Here is an 18034-nt window from a genome sequence, read left to right on the forward strand (position 1 = left end):
CCCGTGTTGAAACGGACGCCGCCCCCCGGGAACGGGATGCGCAATGAAATGGGAACTGGACGGTCAAACGGTCGACGTCGAACGGGCGTTGGCCGGCGGTTCCGCGCAACCGGCCGGCTGGTTCCGCTTCTACTTCACCGATCAGCGCTGGGAGTGGTCGGAACAGGTGCAGCGGATGCACGGGTACGAGCCGGGCACCGTGACCCCCACCACCGAACTGGTGCTCTCGCACAAGCATCCGGACGATCGCGGGCAGGTCGCGGCCACCATCAACCAGATCGTGAACACCCGCCAGGCGTTCAGCACGCGCCACCGGATCGTCGACACCGGCGGCAACGTGCGGCACGTCGTGGTGGTGGGTGACCGGTTATTCGACGACGATGGCGACGTGGTCGGCACCCACGGGTTCTACATCGACGTCACCCCCGCGCCGGGGCATACCAACGAGGAACTCGTCAGCGCCCGGCTGGCCGAGATCAACTCGAACCGGGCCGGCATCGAGCAAGCCAAGGGCATGCTGATGCTGGTCTACGGCATCAGCGCCGACGCGGCCTTCGAGTTGCTCAAATGGCTTTCGCAGGAAGCGAATATCAAGCTGCGGCCGCTCGCCGAACAGATTGCCGACGACTTCCGCGGCGTCGGCGCGCGCCTGGACGCCCAATCGGAGTTCGACCACCTATTGCTGACCGCGCACGAGCGCGTCAACCATCAGTCATGACGACTTGCGGCGCCGGGTACCGGCGGCCGCCACCAGTTGCGCCATGCCCTTCTCGATGCCGTCGGCGAGCGCGTCGATGTCGGGCGCGGTGTCGTAGTCGGCGGTGATGCCGAAGACGAATGTGTCTGCGTAGCTGAGCATCGCGACGCCGGTGCGCACCTGCAGGGCGATCGGCGGGATCGGCAGCAGCTCCAGCACCGGACGGCCCATCAGCCGCTGCCGGCTCCGTGGGCCCGGAACGTTGGTGGCCAGCGCGACCACCGCCCGCTGGGGCAACCGCGAGAGCAAGCGAATCGCCCACGCGGACAGGGCAAACGGGGTGCGTTTGGCCGCCACCACCATCGCGCTGCCGCCCTCGCTCTGACCGCTGGACTTGGCGTGGGAGAGCCGGTCGTGCACCAGCTTCAGCTGACGCACCGGGTCCGCCTCGTCGACGGGCAGCAGCGGCAGCATCGCCGAGACCCGGTTGCCTGCGACGTTGAAGTGGTCCACCGCGCGAACGGAGACGGGAACCAGCGTGCGCAGCGATTCGTGGCCGGGACGTTCCCCGCGCGCGAGCAAGACCTCGCGATAGCTGCTGGTGATCGCCGCCAGCGCAACGTCATTCAGCGTGACCCCGAACGCGCGGGCAACCTTGTGCATGTCGGCCAATCGGGCCCGGGCCGCGCTGTACCGGCGCATTGTGGTGACCGGTCCGTTCAACGACGATTCCGGGGCGGGGTGCAGCAAGCCGGCCGCCAGCTCCGCGGCTCCGATCGCCGCGTGTTCGGCCGCGGTCATCGCACCGAGGGCGCCCCGGCCGATGCCGCTCACCCAACTCAACGGGTTGAGGCTTACCTTGAACACGCCCGTCTGCGCCGGGACCGGCTTCTTGCCGGCGCCGACGTCGGAGGCGAAGGTGTCGCGGTCGCCGTCGTCGCTGAACTTCGCCAACAGCTGCGTCGTCGCGATGCCGTCGGCGATGCAGTGGTGGATCTTGGTCAGCACCGCCCACCGGCCCTCGCTGAGACCCTCGATGATCCAGCACTCCCACAGCGGGCGCTCGCGGTCGAGCCGGCGCTCCATCAGCGACGCGATCACCTCGAAAAGCTCGGCGTCGCCGCCGGGTTGCGGCACCGCGATGCGGTGCAGGTGACGCGCGAGGTCGAAGTGCGGGTCGTCCACCCAGTCCGGTGGCCGCAGGTCCAGCGGATGGGTCCGCAGGACCTGTCGGCAGCGCGGAATCGTCGCGACCCGTTCGGCGAACGAGGCGGCGAATTCCTGGTATGTGGGCGCGGGCCCCGCCACGATCGAGACGCCGCCCACCGCCAGGCTGACATGCGGGTCGGAGTCCTCGACCTCGAGGAAGCCGGCGTCCAGGGCGGTCAATTGCTCCACGATGCCACTTTCCGCGCCGCAATGCGCTGGTGGCAGGGCCGTAAGTCCCCAACTACTGAGGCCAAACGGCGGCTGTGGCCGCGTGCCCCCGGGCATATCGTCTGGGGGGTGAGGAGGAGATCAATTGAGCAGCGAGGCAGGTGCTTTCGCCGCCGCCTCCCGCACACTCCGCGAACGCCGCCCGGTCCACGTCCGCTGCCGCATCGACGAAGCGTGTTGACGCAACCCCCCGAAGGAAGAACACCATGAGCGATTTCACCTACGTCCGCTTCTTCGAGGAGATCGGCATCTCCGACGTCCCGCTGGTCGGCGGGAAGAACGCCTCGCTGGGCGAGATGTTCCAGAAGCTGACCGGACAGGGCGTTCGGGTCCCGCATGGGTTCGCGATCACCGCCGAGGCCTACCGGCACGTACTGGACAGCGCCGGCGCCTGGGACGCGTTGCACGCCGCGCTCGACGACCTCGACCCCGACGACGTCACCGCGTTGGCGCGCAAGGGCAAGCGGGCCCGCGAAATCGTTTACGGCGCAGGCCTTCCCCCGGAACTGGCCGCCGAGATCACGGCCGCCTACCGGCAGCTTCAGGAGGAATACGGCGAGGACGTCAGCCTGGCCGTGCGCAGCTCGGCGACCGCGGAAGACCTGCCGACCGCCAGCTTCGCCGGCCAGCAGGAGACCTTCCTCAACATCAAGGGCACCGAGAGCCTGCTGGACGCCTGCCGCCGGTGTTTCGCGAGCCTGTTCACCGACCGGGCCATCCACTACCGGATCGACCAGGACTTCGACCACTTCAAGGTGGCGCTTTCGATCGGCGTGATGAAGATGGTGCGCTCCGACCTCGCCTCGTCGGGGGTGATGTTCACCCTGGACACCGAATCCGGCTTCCACGACGTCGTATTCATCACCGGCGCCTACGGGCTCGGCGAGAACGTGGTGCAGGGCGCCGTCGACCCCGACGAGTTCTACGTCCACAAGCCGACGTATCAGGCCGGCCACCGGGCGGTGCTGCGCCGGCTGATCGGGGACAAAGCGGTCAAGATGATCTACGTCGAGGGCGAGACCAAGAACACCGTCCGCAACATCCCCACCCCGAAGGCCGACCGCGCCCGGTTCTGCGTCACCGACGACGACGTGCTCGAGCTGGCCGGGTACGCCTGCACCATCGAGGCCCACTACGGGCGGCCGATGGACATCGAATGGGCCAAGGACGGTCTCGACGGGCGGCTCTACATCGTCCAGGCGCGCCCCGAAACCGCGGCCTCGCAGCGCAGCCAGACGACGATCGAAAGCTACGTGCTCGAGGGCAAGGGCGCCGAACGCAAGGAGGTGCTCGCCGAGGGCCGCTCGGTCGGCGAGAAGGTCGCCACGGGCGTCGCCCGGCGGATGGACAACCTCGGGAAGCTGTCGGAGTTCCAGCCCGGCGACGTGCTGGTCGCCGACATCACCACGCCCGACTGGGAACCCATCATGAAAATCGCCGCGGCCATCGTGACCAACCGCGGCGGGCGCACCTGCCACGCGGCGATCATCGCCCGCGAGCTCGGCATCCCCGCGGTCGTCGGCGCGGGTGACGCCACCACGAGCGTGCCCGACGGCGAGCTCGTCACGGTGTCGTGCGTGGAGGGCGACACGGGGCGGGTCTACCGCGGCGAGTTGGGCTTTCGCGTCGAGCACACCGAGGTGTCCGACCAGGAGCGCCCGCAGACCGAGATCATGCTCAACCTCGGCAACCCGGATCTGGCGTTCAAGACGTCGTTCCTGCCGAACGACGGCGTGGGGCTGGCCCGGATGGAGTTCATCATCAACGAGTACATCCGGGTGCACCCGCTGGCCCTGCTCCACCCCGACCGGGTGGACGACGCCGAGGCCCGGCGGACCATCGAAACGCTGACGTACGCCTATTCCGACGGCGCCGATTTCTTCGTGGAGCGCCTATCGGAAGGGATCGGCACCATCGCCGCCGCCTTCTGGCCCAAGCCCGTCGTCGTGCGGATGTCGGACTTTAAGACCAACGAATACGCCAGCCTGGTCGGCGGCAGCGGCTTCGAGGCGGCCGAGAGCAACCCGATGATCGGCTTCCGCGGCGCCTCGCGCTATGCGCACCCGGCCTACGCCGAGGGTTTCGCGCTGGAGTGCCGGGCGATGAAGCGGGTGCGCGAACAGATGGGGCTGACCAACGTCGTGCTGATGGTGCCGTTCGTGCGCCGGGTGGCCGAGGCGGACCTGGTCCTGGCGGAGATGGCCAAACACGGTCTGCGCCGCGGGGAGAACGGGCTCAAGGTCTACGCGATGTGCGAGATCCCCAACAACGTCATCCTCATCGACGAGTTCGCCAAGCGCTTCGACGGGTTCTCGATCGGGTCCAACGACCTCACCCAGCTGACGCTGGGCGTCGACCGGGACAGCGAGATCGTGGCCTTCGACTACGACGAGCGCGACGAGGGGGTCAAGGAGATGATCCGTCTGGCCGTTGAGGGCTGCCGCCGCAACGGGATTCACTCCGGGTTGTGCGGTCAGGCGCCGTCGGATTACCCCGACATGGCCGAGTTTTTGGTTCGCTGCGGCATCGACTCGATCAGCCTGAACCCCGACGTGGTGGTCAAGACCACCCGGCAGGTCCTGGACCTCGAGCGAGCCGTGCAATTGCAGTAGGGCTCCGCGCGCCGTCCCGCCGAGATTGCCGTCACGGCTGTGGTTGGGGGCGCATCCACGACCCTGAGCGCAATCTCGCGAAGGCCGCGGGGAACCTCAGGGCAGCGGCGGCTGGCGATAGAGGGCGGCGCCGGCGACGACGTCGGCCTCGGCCGCGACGAACAGCACCCGCGCGCCCGCCGGCAACCGCTGCGCCCGCTGCCCGAACGCGGCGGCCAGGGCGGTGGTATGCATGCGTTCGCCGTCGGCGACGCCGATCTGCTCGACCGGCACGCCCAGCCGGGCGGCCAGCGCGGTGCGGTATCCGGGCCGGGCGGGGGCGGCGACGATCGCGTCGACGTCGGACAGCAGCACCGCCTGCTCGGAAAGGCACGCGGTCACCGCCCGCCCGGCCGCCGCGGCCATCCGCTCGTCCAGCGCCGCCGACTCCGAAAAGCGCAGGACGTTGCGGGAGTCGGCGAAACCGACCGTGGCGCTGAAGGTTTCATCGCCGATTTCACTCGGGTCGGTCACCCAGGAGACGCGGCTGAGGCCGTAGTCGTCGTCGGACCAGCCGCACAGCATCGCGGCGCCGGCGGCCGAGAACGGGAAGTGCTCGCTCATGCCGTGCCCGGGGTCGGCGTCGCTGGCGACCACCAGCGCGCGCCGGATGGCGCGGCTGCGCATGAACCCGTCGACGATTTGCAGCGCGGTCAGCAGCCCGCACGTGCCGTTGGCGATATCGAAGGAGAACGTGCCATGGGCGCCGGCGTGCGGGTCCTCCGGGTTGGCGCCGATGTCGTCCTGGATCAGTGCGGCGAGCGCCGGCTCACCGAGGTTGCGGTCGCGGTAAATGCCGGCGTTGACCACGAGGTCGAGGTCCTTGGCCTCGCATCCGGCCCGCTTCAGGCAGTCCTTTGCGGCGACGACGGCCAGGTGCAACGCGCTGTGGCGGCCCCGCAGCCGCGGATGTGAGACGTCGATCCGATCAATCACCGTGCCCATAGCGGCTCACCACATCCTCGTCCAGGGTCAACAAGACCACGCCGATTTCCAGCCCGGAGGCCAACGCCAGCAACGCGATTCGCTCCCCTGGCCTGATCCGCCCGGCCTCGAGCTCCTCGACGAGCGCCACCGTGTGGGTCGTGGAGGCGGTGTTGCCGTAGCGGTCGACGGTGATCACCGCGTCGTGGCGCGGGCTGTCGCCGAACACCTCCGACATCCGGGCCATTCCCTTGCGGATGGCGCGCGCGGACGTCTGGTGGGTGATGACGTGGTCGATGTCGTGGATCGAAAGACCAACGGTGTCAAGCACTTCGCTCAACAACAGCGGGGTGTCGGCGATTGCGGCCTTCTGGATGGCGCGGGAGTTGGTGAACATCCGCGCGCCCGGGTCGTCCCCCTGCGGATACGCCAGGCAGAGCCGGCTGTAGTCGGCGACGGTGGTGAAGCCTGCCAGGGCGATGCCGGCCGAACCGGCCGGTGCCCGCTCCAGCAGCAGCGCCGCGCCGGCATCACCCAAGGTCAGGCAGGCCAGCTCCTTGCTCATGATGTTGCGGATGTGCCGTGCCGCATTGTTGGAAAGCTGCGAGATGTACTCGCCGCTGACGACGAGCCCGCGCTCGACGACGCCCTGGCGGATCCAGTTGTTCAGAATCGTTACACCCGTGAGCATTCCGGCGCACGCGTTGGACACGTCGAACGTCATCGCGTTCACCGCCCCGATCCCGCGCGCCACGGCGCTGCTCATGGTCGGCTCGAGCCACTGGGTCAGCCCGTCGCGGAACTTGGTGATGCTGCAACTGATCACCACGTCCAGCGCCGCCGGATCCTGCTGGGCGCTGGCCAGGCAGTTCAGCGCCGCCGAGCTGGCCAGGGTGTAGGAATCCTCGTCGCCCACCGACACCCGGCGTTCGCGGATCCCGGTCAACCGTTCCAGGTCGATGTGGGTGCGGTGGCGGGTGGACGCCATCAGCTCGTCGGTGCTCAGGTGAGTCCCGGGCAGATGCCGGCCCGCGGCCGCGACTCGCGCGACGAAGGGGGCCGCACCGCCCTCCCCGGTTGCTTCCATCACGAGCCAGTGCCGAGTCATCGATGGCACCTCCTTGGCATGTGGGTCACCCACGCATCTCGAGGACTTCGGTCACCGGACGCCGGGCGGTGGGTTGCGGGTGTGGGTCCTTGGCCGGTGACCGGCCGACCCGGATCAGCAGCTGCGGCTGGCCGGAGCCGCCGGTGACTTGCCTGATGATGTCGCGGCTCAGCGATATTTCCGTCATGTGCGTCAGCGTGCAGGTCGCCATGCCGGCCAGGGTGCATTCGAGCAGCACCGCCGACAGCGCCTCACCGCAGCGCAGCACTTCGACCGGCGCATCGTCGTGACGGGTGGACAGGACCACGATCTTGGAGTGGTCCACCTCGATCGCGGCGCGGCGGCGGCCCCCGCCCGCCGGCGGGAAGGCGCGGGCGATGTCGACGCGCGCGGCCTCGGAGCTCGACAGCAGGGCGCTTTCCGGCACGCGGTCGGCGTTCGCTTCGAAGGGCGAAGTCCACCAACGCAATTCGGTCAGGTAGGAGGTATCGGTTCGGCGCAGCTGCTCGGTGAGCCGCGACGCCTCGGCCAGTCTCGGCCGCTCGTCGTCGTCGACCACGTCCAGCGACACTTCGTAAGGGGTCACCGCGGCGCTCAGGGCCGAATGCAGCGTGGGCCACGCGTTCGGTGCGCCCAGGGGAAGCCGGTCGGTGCGGCGACGGAGGATCGCGTCGGCCCGCAGCCGGCATTGCGCCGTCACGTTCGCCACGGGCAGAAAGCCCACACTCGCAAGGTGATCCGGTCTGCCCTCGGTGGGGAATCGTTCGGTGACGCTTTCCCACCCCGCGGCGGCCATGGCGACCCGCAGGTGGTCGAGGACGGCGCCACAGCTCAGGATCAGCTCCCGACCGGTGTGGTCGGTGGCGTGCATCGCGTGGTGCGGGTCGGCCCACAGGTGCAGCCTGCCGCCGTCGGCCACCCACCGCCAGGGCTGGCTGTTGTGCAGCGACGGCGCGCGGCACGCGAGCGTCACCGCGTCCCGAATGACCTGCTCGGTCGGCACTTTCGCATCCATCGTCACCACTTCGTCGATTCCGGTGAGGCAAACTGTATGCCCCATGCGGCGGGTGCGGGCAGGGCCGTTGGTCCCCGACGGCCGGGACGTTGGGACCTGCGGCTGTTACGTCGCACGCGTCCAGAGATCGCGCGCCTCGCGAGCGACGAGGTCGGGTCTGCGGGAGGTGTCGATCCGGTGCGCACCGTTCCAGTCGGCGTGCCCGGCGGCCAGGGCGGCGGCGATCTCCGGTGTCACCTCCGAATTGCCCGCGGGCCTGGTCTTGATCCGCTCGGCCGCAACGTCGGCCGACGCCGCGCACACGAATTCCACCAGCGCCGAATGCGTCTCGGTGGCCAGCCGGCGGGCCGACTCGCGCGTGCGCGGATCGCGCCAGGTGCCGTCGAGGATCACCGAGTGCCCCCCGCCCAGCAACCGCTGCGCGCGTCGGAGAGCGGTCTCGTAGACGACCGCTACCTGGTCGGGGCTGTAGAGCCCGGCGTTCAGCACACCGGGCGCACCGGCGATGGCCCCCGAGTCTCGAAGCTCCCGGCGCACGTCGTCGGTGGAAATAAGCTGCGCGTCAAACGATTCGGCCAGACCGCGCGCCACGGTGGACTTCCCGGTGCCCGGGTTGCCGCCGACGAGGGCCAGGCGAACCGTGCCGGTTTGCAGGTGGGCCGTCGCGATGGCCAGGTGGCGGGCGGCGTCCTCGGCCGCCGCGGCCTTTCCCTGTGACTGTCGAACGCAATCCACCTTCGCCCTGACCACGGCGCGATACGCGATGTAGAACTCGCGCAACGACGGCGGCGCCGTGTCGCCGGAATGGTGCGCGTAGCGCTCGAGGAAATGCGCCGCGAGGTCGTTGCGGCCCAGGAACTCGAGATCCATTGCCAGGAAGGCTGCGTCGTCGATGCCGTCCACGTAGCGCAGTTGGTCGTCGAACTCCAGGCAGTCGAGCAGCGCCGGTTTCCCGTCCACCCAGAAGATGTCGTCGGCGAGCAGGTCGCCGTGGCCGTCCACGATGCGCCCGTCCTCGACGCGGTTCTTGAACAGCGCCGCTCGACCGGTGATGAATTCGGTGGCCAGGTGCTCGATCCGCGGCACGGCTTCGGCGGAGACGCCCGGTGTCGAGGCGTCCGCATAGCGCCGGAGTTCGGAAAGGTTGTCGCGCCAGCGGCGTTCGATCGCTTCCGCCTCGCCCTGGGCGCTGATCACCGGGCCCCGCTGGGCGCGGCGGTGAAACCGGGCCAACACGCCGGCGATCGCGTCCAGCGCGTCCCGAACGGACTGGCCCGGATCGCGAAATGCCATGGCCGCCAGGCGCTCTTCGTCGCGGTAACGCCGCATGACGATGACCGGCTCGGGCGGCCCGCCGGCCGGATCGGACAGATGCGCCACCCCGAGGTAACTGTCCGGCGACAGCCGGCTGTTGAGCTCGACCTCCCGGCGGCAGGCGTGCTCGCGCTGCTGCGGCGCGCGGAAGTCGAGAAAGTCGGTCAGCACCGGCTTCTTGGCTTTGTATGCGCGGTCGCCGGCGAGAATGACGACGCCAGTGTGGGTTTCGTGCAGATCGAGGAACGGCACGGCGGCGGCGCGGCCCTACGACGGCCGGGCCACGATGACGGGCATGCGGACCGAGTGGACGACGGCGTTGCTGACCGAACCCAGCAGCACACCCGACAGGCCGCCCCGGCCGTGGCTGCCCACGACGACGAGTTGGGCGGATTCCGACTGCTCGACGAGCTGGCGCGCCGGCCGGTCGGCGACGACGACCCGGTTCACGGTGACGTCGGGATAGCGTTCCTGCCAGCCGGCCAGTTGTTCGGCCAGGCTCCGCTCGGCTTCACCCTTCACCGCCGACCAGTCAACACCGGGGAGTTCGAAGACGTCGACGTCGCTCCACGCGTGCAGCGCGGTCAATTCGACGCCCCGGCGCGACGCTTCGTCGAACGCGACGCCCACCGCCACCTCCGAGGCCGGGGACCCGTCGATGCCGACGAGCACCGGGGCTTGCTGGGGATGCTCCATGAGCGGGTCCTCGTCGCGGATGATGGCGACCGGGCAGCGCGCGCCGCGCACCACGCTGCTGCTCACCGACCCGAGCAGCAGCCTGCCCAGCGCCCCGCGCCCGTTGCTGCCGACGACGACCATCTCGGCCTCTTTGGACATCTCGACCAGGGTCGGCACCGGGGGTGCACATCGGAGCTCGCTGCGGACGTCGACCTTGCGGTCCGTCGTGACCGCCTCTTCGGCGATCTTGACCGCCTGTTCGAGGACCTGCCGGCCCTGCTCTTCCTGCCACACCGCCACGCCCGTCGACAGCGGAAGGGCCGGATACATCGGCACGGCCGCGTTCACCACGTGGACCACGGTCAGCGGTACGTGCCGCATCGCCGCGTCACGCGCCGCCCAACATACGGCGGCGTTCGAGGCCGGCGATCCGTCAATTCCGACGACGATGCCGTGCCGGTTGGCTAGTGCGGACATGGCGTTCTCCCTCTCCTCCCCCAAAACGCTATGGCGCGAACGCCCGTCGATCATGAGGCTTTAGTCCCCAACCGCATGGCCATGAGGCCTCCGTGGGGCGGTGGGCCTTGACGGGTGCCGGGCACTGGAACATCGTCAGAGAAATGACCGAATGGCCGGTGAGCGTCGACAGGCGCTACCACGACGCGGTGATCCTGGGACTCGACTGTTTGGTGGCGCAGCCGGCGACCGGCCCCGTCGAGGCGCGCGACTCTTCCGCCGCCTTTCTGCGGCGGCTGCGCGAGGTCGGCGTAGCCACCGCCGTCTATTCCGCGAGCGGAGACTGCGCGCACCTGTTGCGGGAGGCGGGAATTGACTACCTCGTCGACGTCGCCGTCGGCTCGGCGGACGGCGTCGAGCGGCCCGATGTGGTGACGTCGGCGGCACGCCTGGGCGTGCGCCCGGTGCGGTGCGTCCTCATCGACTGCGGCGAGGCGGGGCTGACCGCCGGGCGGGACGGCGGCTTCGGCCTCGTCATCGGCCTGGAGCGCAACGGCGGGGCCGACGGGATGCTGTCCTACGGCGCGGACAGAATCGTCGCCGACCTTCCGGAGATCTCGGTGCGGCGCGGGGGCGCCCCGCTGTCGACCATCGCCGACGCGATGGGTGTCTACGGCCAGCTCAAGGAGCTGGTGGCGAGTCGACGACCGGCGGTGTTCCTGGACTTCGACGGCACGCTGTCCGAGATCGTCGCCCAGCCGGAATCCGCCACCCTGGTGGACGGCGCGCTCGAAGTGCTGCGCGCGCTGGCCGCGGAATGCCCCGTCGCGGTGATTAGCGGCCGCGATCTGGCCGATCTTCGCGACCGCGTGCGGCTCGACGGGCTGTGGTACGCGGGCAGCCACGGGTTCGAACTCATCGCACCCGACGGGACCCACCACGACAATGCCGCCGCCATCGGCGCCACCGACGCCCTGACGCGGGCGGCCGGTGGGCTGGCCGAGCTGCTCGCCGATGTGCCCGGGGTTCAGGTGGAGCACAAGCGGTTTGCCGTCGCGGTCCACTACCGCAACGCGGATCCAGGACACGTCGACCGGGTCGTCGCGACGGCACGCAAAGTCGGGCGGTCCCAATGCCTGCGGGTCACCACGGGCCGCAGAGTCATCGAGCTTCGACCGAGCATCGAGTGGGACAAGGGCAGGACGCTCAACTGGATCCTGGAGAAGATCGAGCAAACGGGTGGCGACTCCGTGTTGCCGATCTACGTCGGCGACGACCTCACCGACGAAGACGCGTTCGACGCTGTTCAATTCGACGGCGTGGGAATTGCGCTGCGGCACACCGAGGACGGCGATCGTCCCTCCGCCGCGCTGCTCAGCCTGGCTGATCCGTCCGCGGTGTGCGATTTCGTCCGGCGGCTGGCCGACGATCTGCACGAGGCGGCGTCCGCACCCAACGATCCGTGGGAACTGGTGTACGAGGGCTACGACCCGAAGTATGAGCGGCTGCGTGAAACGCTGTGCACCGTGGGCAATGGCTACGCCGCCACCCGTGGCTGCGCCCCCGAGACGACCGCGGGCGAGGCACACTACCCCGGCACCTACGCGGCCGGCATCTACAACACGCTGACCGATCGGATCGCCGGGCGGACCGTGCAGAACGAAAGCCTGGTCAACCTGCCCAACTGGCTGTCGCTGACCTTCCGGATCAACGGCGGCGCCTGGTTCGACATCGACGACGTCGAATTGCTGTTCTACCGGCAGACTTTCGACCTGCGACACGCGACCTTGACCCGCACCCTGCGATTCGCCGACGCCGCGGGCCAGATCACGACGCTGACTCAGCAACGATTCGCGTCGATGCGCCAGCCGCACGTGTTCGCGATGCAAACGACGATCGGCGCCCAGAACTGGTCGGGCACGGTCGAATTCCGTTCGCTGCTGGACGGCGGCGTGCGCAACACCATGGTCGAGCGCTACCAGTCGCTGTCCAGCACCCACCTCGCGGCGCCGGGGATCGACGAGTACGGGTCCGAATCGGTGATCCTGCGCACCGAGACGTCACAGTCGCGCATCGCCATCGCGGTGGCCGCCCGCAGTACCGTGTGGTGCGACGACGAACGGGCCGCCGCGCGTTATGAATTCGTGCGGGAGCCCGACCGTGGTGGCCACGACATCGAGGTGGCGCTGGCCGCGGGGCAATCGGTCACCTGCGAGAAGATCGCCACGATCTTCACCGGGAGGGACAGCGCGATCTCGGAGCCGGCCAGCGCCGCCCAGCAGCACCTCGACGCCGCCGGCCGGTACGCCGAGCTGCACCGCCAGCATGCCCGGGCCTGGGACCTGTTGTGGGAGCAATGCGCCATCGGCCTGACCGACGGCCCGGACGCGCTGCGCATCCTGCGGTTGCACTTGGTGCACCTGCTGCAGACGCTCTCCCCGCACACCGCCGAACTCGACGCCGGCGTCCCCGCCCGGGGCCTGCACGGCGAGGCCTACCGCGGACACGTCTTCTGGGATTCGCTGTTCGTCTCACCGGTGCTGTCCGTACGGATGCCCAATGTGGCACGCTCGCTGCTGCTTTACCGTTATCGGCGGCTGCCCGAGGCCCGCCGCGCGGCACGCAGAGCCGGCTATCTGGGCGCCATGTATCCCTGGCAGTCGGGCAGCGACGGAACCGAGGTGAGCCAGGAACTGCACCTCAATCCGAAGTCCGGCCGGTGGAATCCCGACGCCAGCGCCCGCGCCCATCACGTCGGCCTGGCCATCGCCTACAACGCGTGGCAGCACTACCAGGTCACCGGCGACAGGCAGTTCCTGGTCGACTACGGCGCCGAGATGCTCGTCGAGATCGCGCGATTCTGGGTGGGGCTGGCGAGCTTTGACGAAGCCCGGGGCCGCTACACGATCACGGGCATCATCGGCCCGGACGAGTTCCATTCGGGCTACCCCGGCAAGGAATACGACGGGATTGACAACAACGCATACACCAATGTCATGGCGGTCTGGACCATCCTGCGGGCGATGGATGCGTTGGACCTGCTTCCGCTGCGCGACCGCCTCGACCTCGTCGGAAAGATCGACCTGAAGAGCGAGGAGCTGCGCCGGTGGGATCACGTGACGCGGCGCATGTTCGTGCCCTTCCACGACAACGTGATCAGCCAGTTCGAGGGCTATGCGCAACTGGCGGAGTTGGATTGGGACGATTACCGGCGGCGGTACGGGAACATTCAGCGCCTCGACCGGATCCTGGAGGCCGAGAACGACAGCGTGAACAATTACCGGGCGTCCAAGCAGGCCGACGTGCTGATGCTGTTCTACTTGCTGTCCTCGGACGAGTTGCTGGCCGTGTTCGGCCGGCTCGGCTACCGCTTCGCGCCCGAGCGCATCCCGGAGACCGTGGACTATTACCTGGCGCGCACTTCGGAGGGCTCGACGCTGAGCGCGCTCGTCCACTCCTGGGTGCTCACCCGCGCCAACCGGCATCACGCCATGAAGTACTTCGTGCAGGTCCTCGCCTCCGACATCGTCGACATCCAGGGCGGCACCACCGCTGAAGGCATCCACCTGGCCGCGATGGCCGGCAGCATCGACCTGCTGCAGCGGTGTTTCACCGGACTGGAAACCCGTGACGATCGGCTGATCCTGAGCCCGCAATGGCCAAAAGGGTTGGATCCCATTGAGTTCCCATTCGTGTATCGCGGCCAGCGCCTACACCTTCGGGTCAGCGGCCGGGCGGCCGAGCTGACCTCCGAGGCGGGAAACAGCGCGTCGATCGTGGTGGAGTGCCGCGGCCGGGTGCAGGACCTGCTGCCCGGGCACGCCGTCGAGGTCGCCTGAGCTTTGGTGACCAACGCCCGCCAACCGGGGTCCAACGGCCCTGCTTCCGCCGGCCGTGTCTCCATAGCGTTGACCGGTGAGGGGCCGCGGTGGCCCGGTGGGCGGTAAGCAGGAGGACGCGATGGACAATCCGCGGGCGTCGCAGCGGATCGTGGTGGGTATCGACGGCTCGGAAGCCGCGATCAACGCGGCCAAGTGGGCCGCCGCCGAAGCCGTCAGCCGCAACATCCCGCTGCGGCTCATCCATGCCATCCCCCAACGGGATGGCGACGATGACAGCCTGGACATCGAATACGCCCAGGAGTCGTTGCGCGCCGCCGATGCGGCGGTTCGCGCGACGGGCGAGCGGGTCGATGTCGAATCCGACATCGTGCGCGGCTCATCCGAGGCCGTATTGATCGACGAATCGCAAAACGCCGCAATGGTTTGCCTCGGGTCGGTGGGGATGGGCTGGGTGGCGCGCAAGGTGCTCGGCTCGACCGCCGACACCGTGGCGCACAAGGCGCACTGCCCGGTGGCGATCATTCGCAGCGGCCGCGCCGCCGCGCACCCGGATGGCGGATACGTCGCCGTCGCGGTCGAGGAATCGCCAGCCAACGACGCGGTGCTCGAGCACGGCTTCCGCGAGGCGCGCCTTCGTGGCGCGTCCATCCTGGCGATGGGGGTCTGGCGATGGGGACTCGGGGAGATCCCATACAGCCAGCTGAACCATCGACTCGGCCCATGGGCATCGCGGCATGGCGAGGTCCACGTTCAGCCCGTCTCGGCGCGGCGCGGGGCCGCCGAATTTCTCTCGCGCACACTGGAACCCGTGCAACTGGCGGTGGTCGGTACCGAGGACGCGGACAAGGTCGCCCGCATGGTCGGGCCGGTCACCACGCACTCGGGCGGCCGCCCGGGGTGTTCCGTGCTCGTCGTGCGCGACTGACGGCGGACTACCCGGCCGCCCACTGGATGGCGCGGTCGAGGTCATCGAGTGAGAACACCGCGAACTCGCCGGGCACCATCCACGCCACGGCGTGCAGGACGTGGGCGACCCAGTCCTTGTCGGAGACCACGGCGATCCGCTTGAACGCCGCATGGTGCGGCAGGACGGTGCCGAGGCCCAGCTTGAGATCCTCGAGAAATCCGCCCGGCCCGAATCCCTCGTAATCGGGCGCGATCACCTCGACGATCCGGACCTCGCCCGTCTCTAGCACCTGCTCGATCTCGGGCTTGAAGTCACGCAGCTCGTCCCCGCGCAGGCGCCCCGAGACGCGGATGCCGATCACCTTCTCCGGCATGTCAGTCAGCAATTCGATCAATTTACGAGCCTCCTTCTCAACGGACAACCACCACTGGAACGCGGGCCGACTGCGCCACCGCCGAACTCACCGAGCCGAGCAGCATCCCGGGGAATCCGCCGCGGCCGCGGCTGCCGACCACCACCAGCTGAGCGTGTTCAGATTCCTTCAGCAACCATTCGGAGGGCTTGTCGCAGAACAGTTTCCGTTCGACGTGCACCTCGGGATGGCGCTCCTGCCAGCCGGCGAGGCGTTCGGCGAGGATCTCTTGCGCCTCCTTCTCGCGGTCGTGCCAGTCCATGCCCAGGATGGGGAACACGCCCACATCGCTCCACACGTGCAGCGCCACCAACCCCACTCCCCGCCGCGACGCCTCGTCGAACGCCAGGGCGGTTGCCGCCTCGGACGCGGGGGATCCGTCGATGCCCAGCACCACCGGCGCGCCGGTGTCCGGGGTCACCTCGGAGTGGATCACCGCGACCGGGCAGTGCGCGTGGTGCACGATCCCCGTGGCCACCGAGCCCAGCAGCAGTCGGCCCACGGCGCCCAGCCCCTCGCTGCCGGTGACGAGCATCCACGCGTCCCTTGAGGCCTCGATCAACGCCGGGACGATGGCCGAATACACCGTCTCGGTGCGTATTTCGGGGGGGTTGGCGTCGCCGACGCTGGCGCTGAGCGTCTTTCGGGCCTGGTCCATGACGTGCTCGGCGCCCTCGCGCTGCCAGTCGGGCATGTCGGCATACAGCTGGCCCACCGGCCAGCCGACCACGACGGGCGGCACGGCGTGCATGAGGGTGATCGGCAGCTCGTGCATGATCGCCTCACGCGTTGCCCAGGCGACGGCGGCGTCGGATGCGGCCGAGCCGTCGACACACACCAGCACTCCGAACTTCTTTGCGCTTTCCGTCATTGTTCGCTCCTCTACGCTGACGCCTCGTCGGATCCGGGTAGCTCGATCTCGAGGTGGCGAATCGACCCGTAATCGATGGGCCTGCAACGCCACCCGAGGTCGAAGAAGACGCTGAGCATCAGGTGATTCTCGCCGAGCACGTCCGCGACGAAGCGTTCGACGCCGTGGGCTCGGGCGATGGGGGCCAGGTGCTTGAGCAGGGCGGTGCCCACGCCCACCGAATGGTCTTCGTGGGCACCACGATCGCGACCTCGGCGGCGGTCGGGTCGTCGACCACCACGCAGTGGGCCACGCCGATCAGCCGGTCGGCGTCGAAGGCTCCGAGCGCGTACAGCCCGTCCGCGGGCTCGGTGAGCCTGGCAACCAGGTCGTGCAGCGGCGACAGCTGCATGGTGAAGAAGCGGAAGTACCGGTCATGGTCGGACAGGTGCTGATGAAGCGCCAGCACCGCGTCGGCGTCGGCGACCGTGAGCGGGCGCAACGACACCAGGCGCCCGTCGAGCAGCCGAACCGTACCGGCGACGTCCACCGCGCGATCACCCACGCTGCTCGACGTTATTGCGGGGCGACGCGATCGGGCCAGGGCCGTTAGACCCCTCGGCCGCCCCCATTGGTCCCGCTGCGTGGGGCCGCTACTGGTCGATGAGCGGGGCGACCCAGTGCACCCGGGTGCCGCCCTCGGGCGGACCGGTGATCTCGCACGCGCCGCCCAGTTGTTCGGCGCGGCGCGTCATGTTGCCCAGGCCGCTGCGGCGCGTGTTGTCCGCCGGTATGCCGGAGCCGTTGTCGACGATGTCGAGGACGAACATGTCCGCGACGCTGATCTCGACCGTCAGCCGCGACGCGCCGGAATGCCGCAGGGCGTTGCTGACGGCCTCCGTGGTCACCGCCTCGGCGTGGTCGGCTAGCTCGCCGCCGACGGCGGTCATCGGCCCGTGCATGCGGACCGTGGTCACGACGTCGCGGCTCTCGGTCAGATCGGCGACCACGTGCTGAATCCGGTACCGGAAGTCGGCGTTCTTTCCCGGCGGGGACTTCAGCTGGAAGATCGTCGTGCGAATCTCCTCGATGATGGTCTGCAGGTCGTCGAGCGTGCGGTTGAGCCGGTCGGCGACCTCCGGGGACCGCGCCCGCGCCAGCGTCCCCTGCAAATCCATGCCGGCGGCGAAGAGGCGCTGGATGACGTGGTCGTGCAGGTCGTGCGCGATCCGTTCGCGCTCAGCCAGGATGGTCACCTGGCGCGCGTCGTCGCGGGCCGACGCGAGCACCAGCGCCATCGCGGCGTGCGTCGCGAAGTCGTTGACCAGATCGAGGTAGCTCTCGTCGAAGGGCGGCTGGTCGGCGCCGCGGGCGATGGCGATCACGCCGACGACCTCGTCGCGGGCGCGCAGCGGCATCAGAATGGCCGGGCGCTGCCCGACGTCGGTGAACGCCTGGATCGGATATTGCAGGGTCTCGGTGATCAGCGGTTCGCCCGAGCGGAAGACGGTGCCGCTGGTGGAAGCGTCCACGGGCACCCGCTGTCCCACCACCTCGGTCGCGTGCACGCCGACCGCCGCCGAGACCACCAGCGTGTCGACCTCGTCATCGGGCAGGTCGGGGTCGGCCGGTACCAGCACGATGGCCTGCTCGGCGCCGGTCAGGACGCGGGCGCGGTCGGCGATCAGCTGCAGCGGCCGCCGGTGCGGCTCGGCGTCGGAGAGCAGCGCGGTGGTGATTTCG

14 protein-coding genes are annotated in these 18034 nt (G+C 69.2%); 4 read left to right on the plus strand and 10 right to left on the minus strand.

Annotated elements, in window-relative coordinates:
- The first annotated feature begins 43 nt into the window (after positions 1–43).
- Positions 44–718, plus strand: a complete 675-nt coding sequence (locus A5702_RS02100) for a PAS and ANTAR domain-containing protein (protein ID WP_055402107.1) — start codon at positions 44–46, stop codon at positions 716–718.
- Here the strand turns inward: A5702_RS02100 and A5702_RS02105 are convergent.
- Positions 713–2095, minus strand: a complete 1383-nt coding sequence (locus A5702_RS02105; RefSeq protein ID WP_068217840.1) for a wax ester/triacylglycerol synthase family O-acyltransferase — start codon at positions 2093–2095, stop codon at positions 713–715. The two genes, A5702_RS02100 and A5702_RS02105, sit on opposite strands and share 6 nt — an antisense overlap.
- Positions 2096–2340: 245 nt before the next feature.
- On the opposite strand from A5702_RS02105, the gene ppsA reads away from it, so the two are divergent.
- Positions 2341–4746 carry a phosphoenolpyruvate synthase gene (ppsA, locus tag A5702_RS02110; protein WP_068217843.1) on the plus strand — a complete coding sequence of 802 codons (2406 nt, stop codon included), beginning with the start codon at positions 2341–2343 and terminating at the stop codon, positions 4744–4746.
- 96 nt (positions 4747–4842) lie between these two features.
- Here ppsA and A5702_RS02115 read toward each other — a convergent pair whose 3' ends face one another.
- From A5702_RS02115 to A5702_RS02135, 5 genes are all read right to left on the minus strand, one after another.
- Positions 4843–5730, minus strand: a complete 888-nt coding sequence (locus A5702_RS02115; protein ID WP_068217846.1) for a 3-oxoacyl-ACP synthase — start codon at positions 5728–5730, stop codon at positions 4843–4845.
- Complete coding sequence (locus tag A5702_RS02120; RefSeq protein WP_068217860.1) at positions 5714–6817, minus strand: 3-oxoacyl-ACP synthase III family protein; 1104 nt, start codon at positions 6815–6817, stop codon at positions 5714–5716. Before A5702_RS02120 ends, A5702_RS02115 begins: the two co-directional genes overlap by 17 nt.
- 25 nt (positions 6818–6842) lie before the next feature.
- Positions 6843–7832, minus strand: a complete 990-nt coding sequence (locus A5702_RS02125) for an NAD(P)H nitroreductase (protein ID WP_067817493.1) — start codon at positions 7830–7832, stop codon at positions 6843–6845.
- Between the two features lie 105 nt (positions 7833–7937).
- A complete protein-coding gene (locus tag A5702_RS02130) occupies positions 7938–9398 on the minus strand; it encodes a bifunctional aminoglycoside phosphotransferase/ATP-binding protein (protein ID WP_156669453.1) in 1461 nt (486 codons plus the stop codon).
- A gap of 15 nt (positions 9399–9413) precedes the next feature.
- Positions 9414–10301: a universal stress protein gene (locus A5702_RS02135; protein ID WP_055402099.1), complete on the minus strand. Its 888-nt coding sequence runs from the start codon at positions 10299–10301 to the stop codon at positions 9414–9416.
- Positions 10302–10444: 143 nt separating this feature from the next.
- On the opposite strand from A5702_RS02135, the gene otsB reads away from it, so the two are divergent.
- Complete coding sequence (otsB, locus tag A5702_RS02140; RefSeq protein ID WP_068217849.1) at positions 10445–14119, plus strand: trehalose-phosphatase; 3675 nt, start codon at positions 10445–10447, stop codon at positions 14117–14119.
- A gap of 76 nt (positions 14120–14195) precedes the next feature.
- The gene (locus A5702_RS02145) at positions 14196–15047 is read left to right on the plus strand and encodes a universal stress protein (RefSeq protein WP_231633767.1); all 852 of its coding nucleotides are present in this window, start codon (positions 14196–14198) and stop codon (positions 15045–15047) included.
- 7 nt (positions 15048–15054) lie between these two features.
- On the opposite strand, the gene A5702_RS02150 is transcribed toward A5702_RS02145, so the two are convergent.
- The 4 genes from A5702_RS02150 to A5702_RS02165 all read right to left on the minus strand — a co-directional run.
- Positions 15055–15423 carry an STAS/SEC14 domain-containing protein gene (locus A5702_RS02150; protein ID WP_067817441.1) on the minus strand — a complete coding sequence of 123 codons (369 nt, stop codon included), beginning with the start codon at positions 15421–15423 and terminating at the stop codon, positions 15055–15057.
- A 16-nt stretch (positions 15424–15439) separates the two neighbouring features.
- Positions 15440–16312, minus strand: coding sequence for a universal stress protein (locus tag A5702_RS02155; protein ID WP_055402092.1), 873 nt, complete (start codon positions 16310–16312; stop codon positions 15440–15442).
- 118 nt (positions 16313–16430) lie between these two features.
- Positions 16431–16856, minus strand: a complete 426-nt coding sequence (locus A5702_RS02160) for a GNAT family N-acetyltransferase (protein WP_068217851.1) — start codon at positions 16854–16856, stop codon at positions 16431–16433.
- 88 nt (positions 16857–16944) lie between these two features.
- A partial coding sequence (locus A5702_RS02165) for a GAF domain-containing sensor histidine kinase (RefSeq protein ID WP_156669455.1) occupies positions 16945–18034 on the minus strand: 1090 nt, incomplete at its 5' end.

Origin of the sequence: Mycobacterium sp. E3339 (genome assembly GCF_001666915.1) — a bacterium.
In the GTDB taxonomy this organism is placed as follows: Bacteria; Actinomycetota; Actinomycetes; order Mycobacteriales; family Mycobacteriaceae; genus Mycobacterium.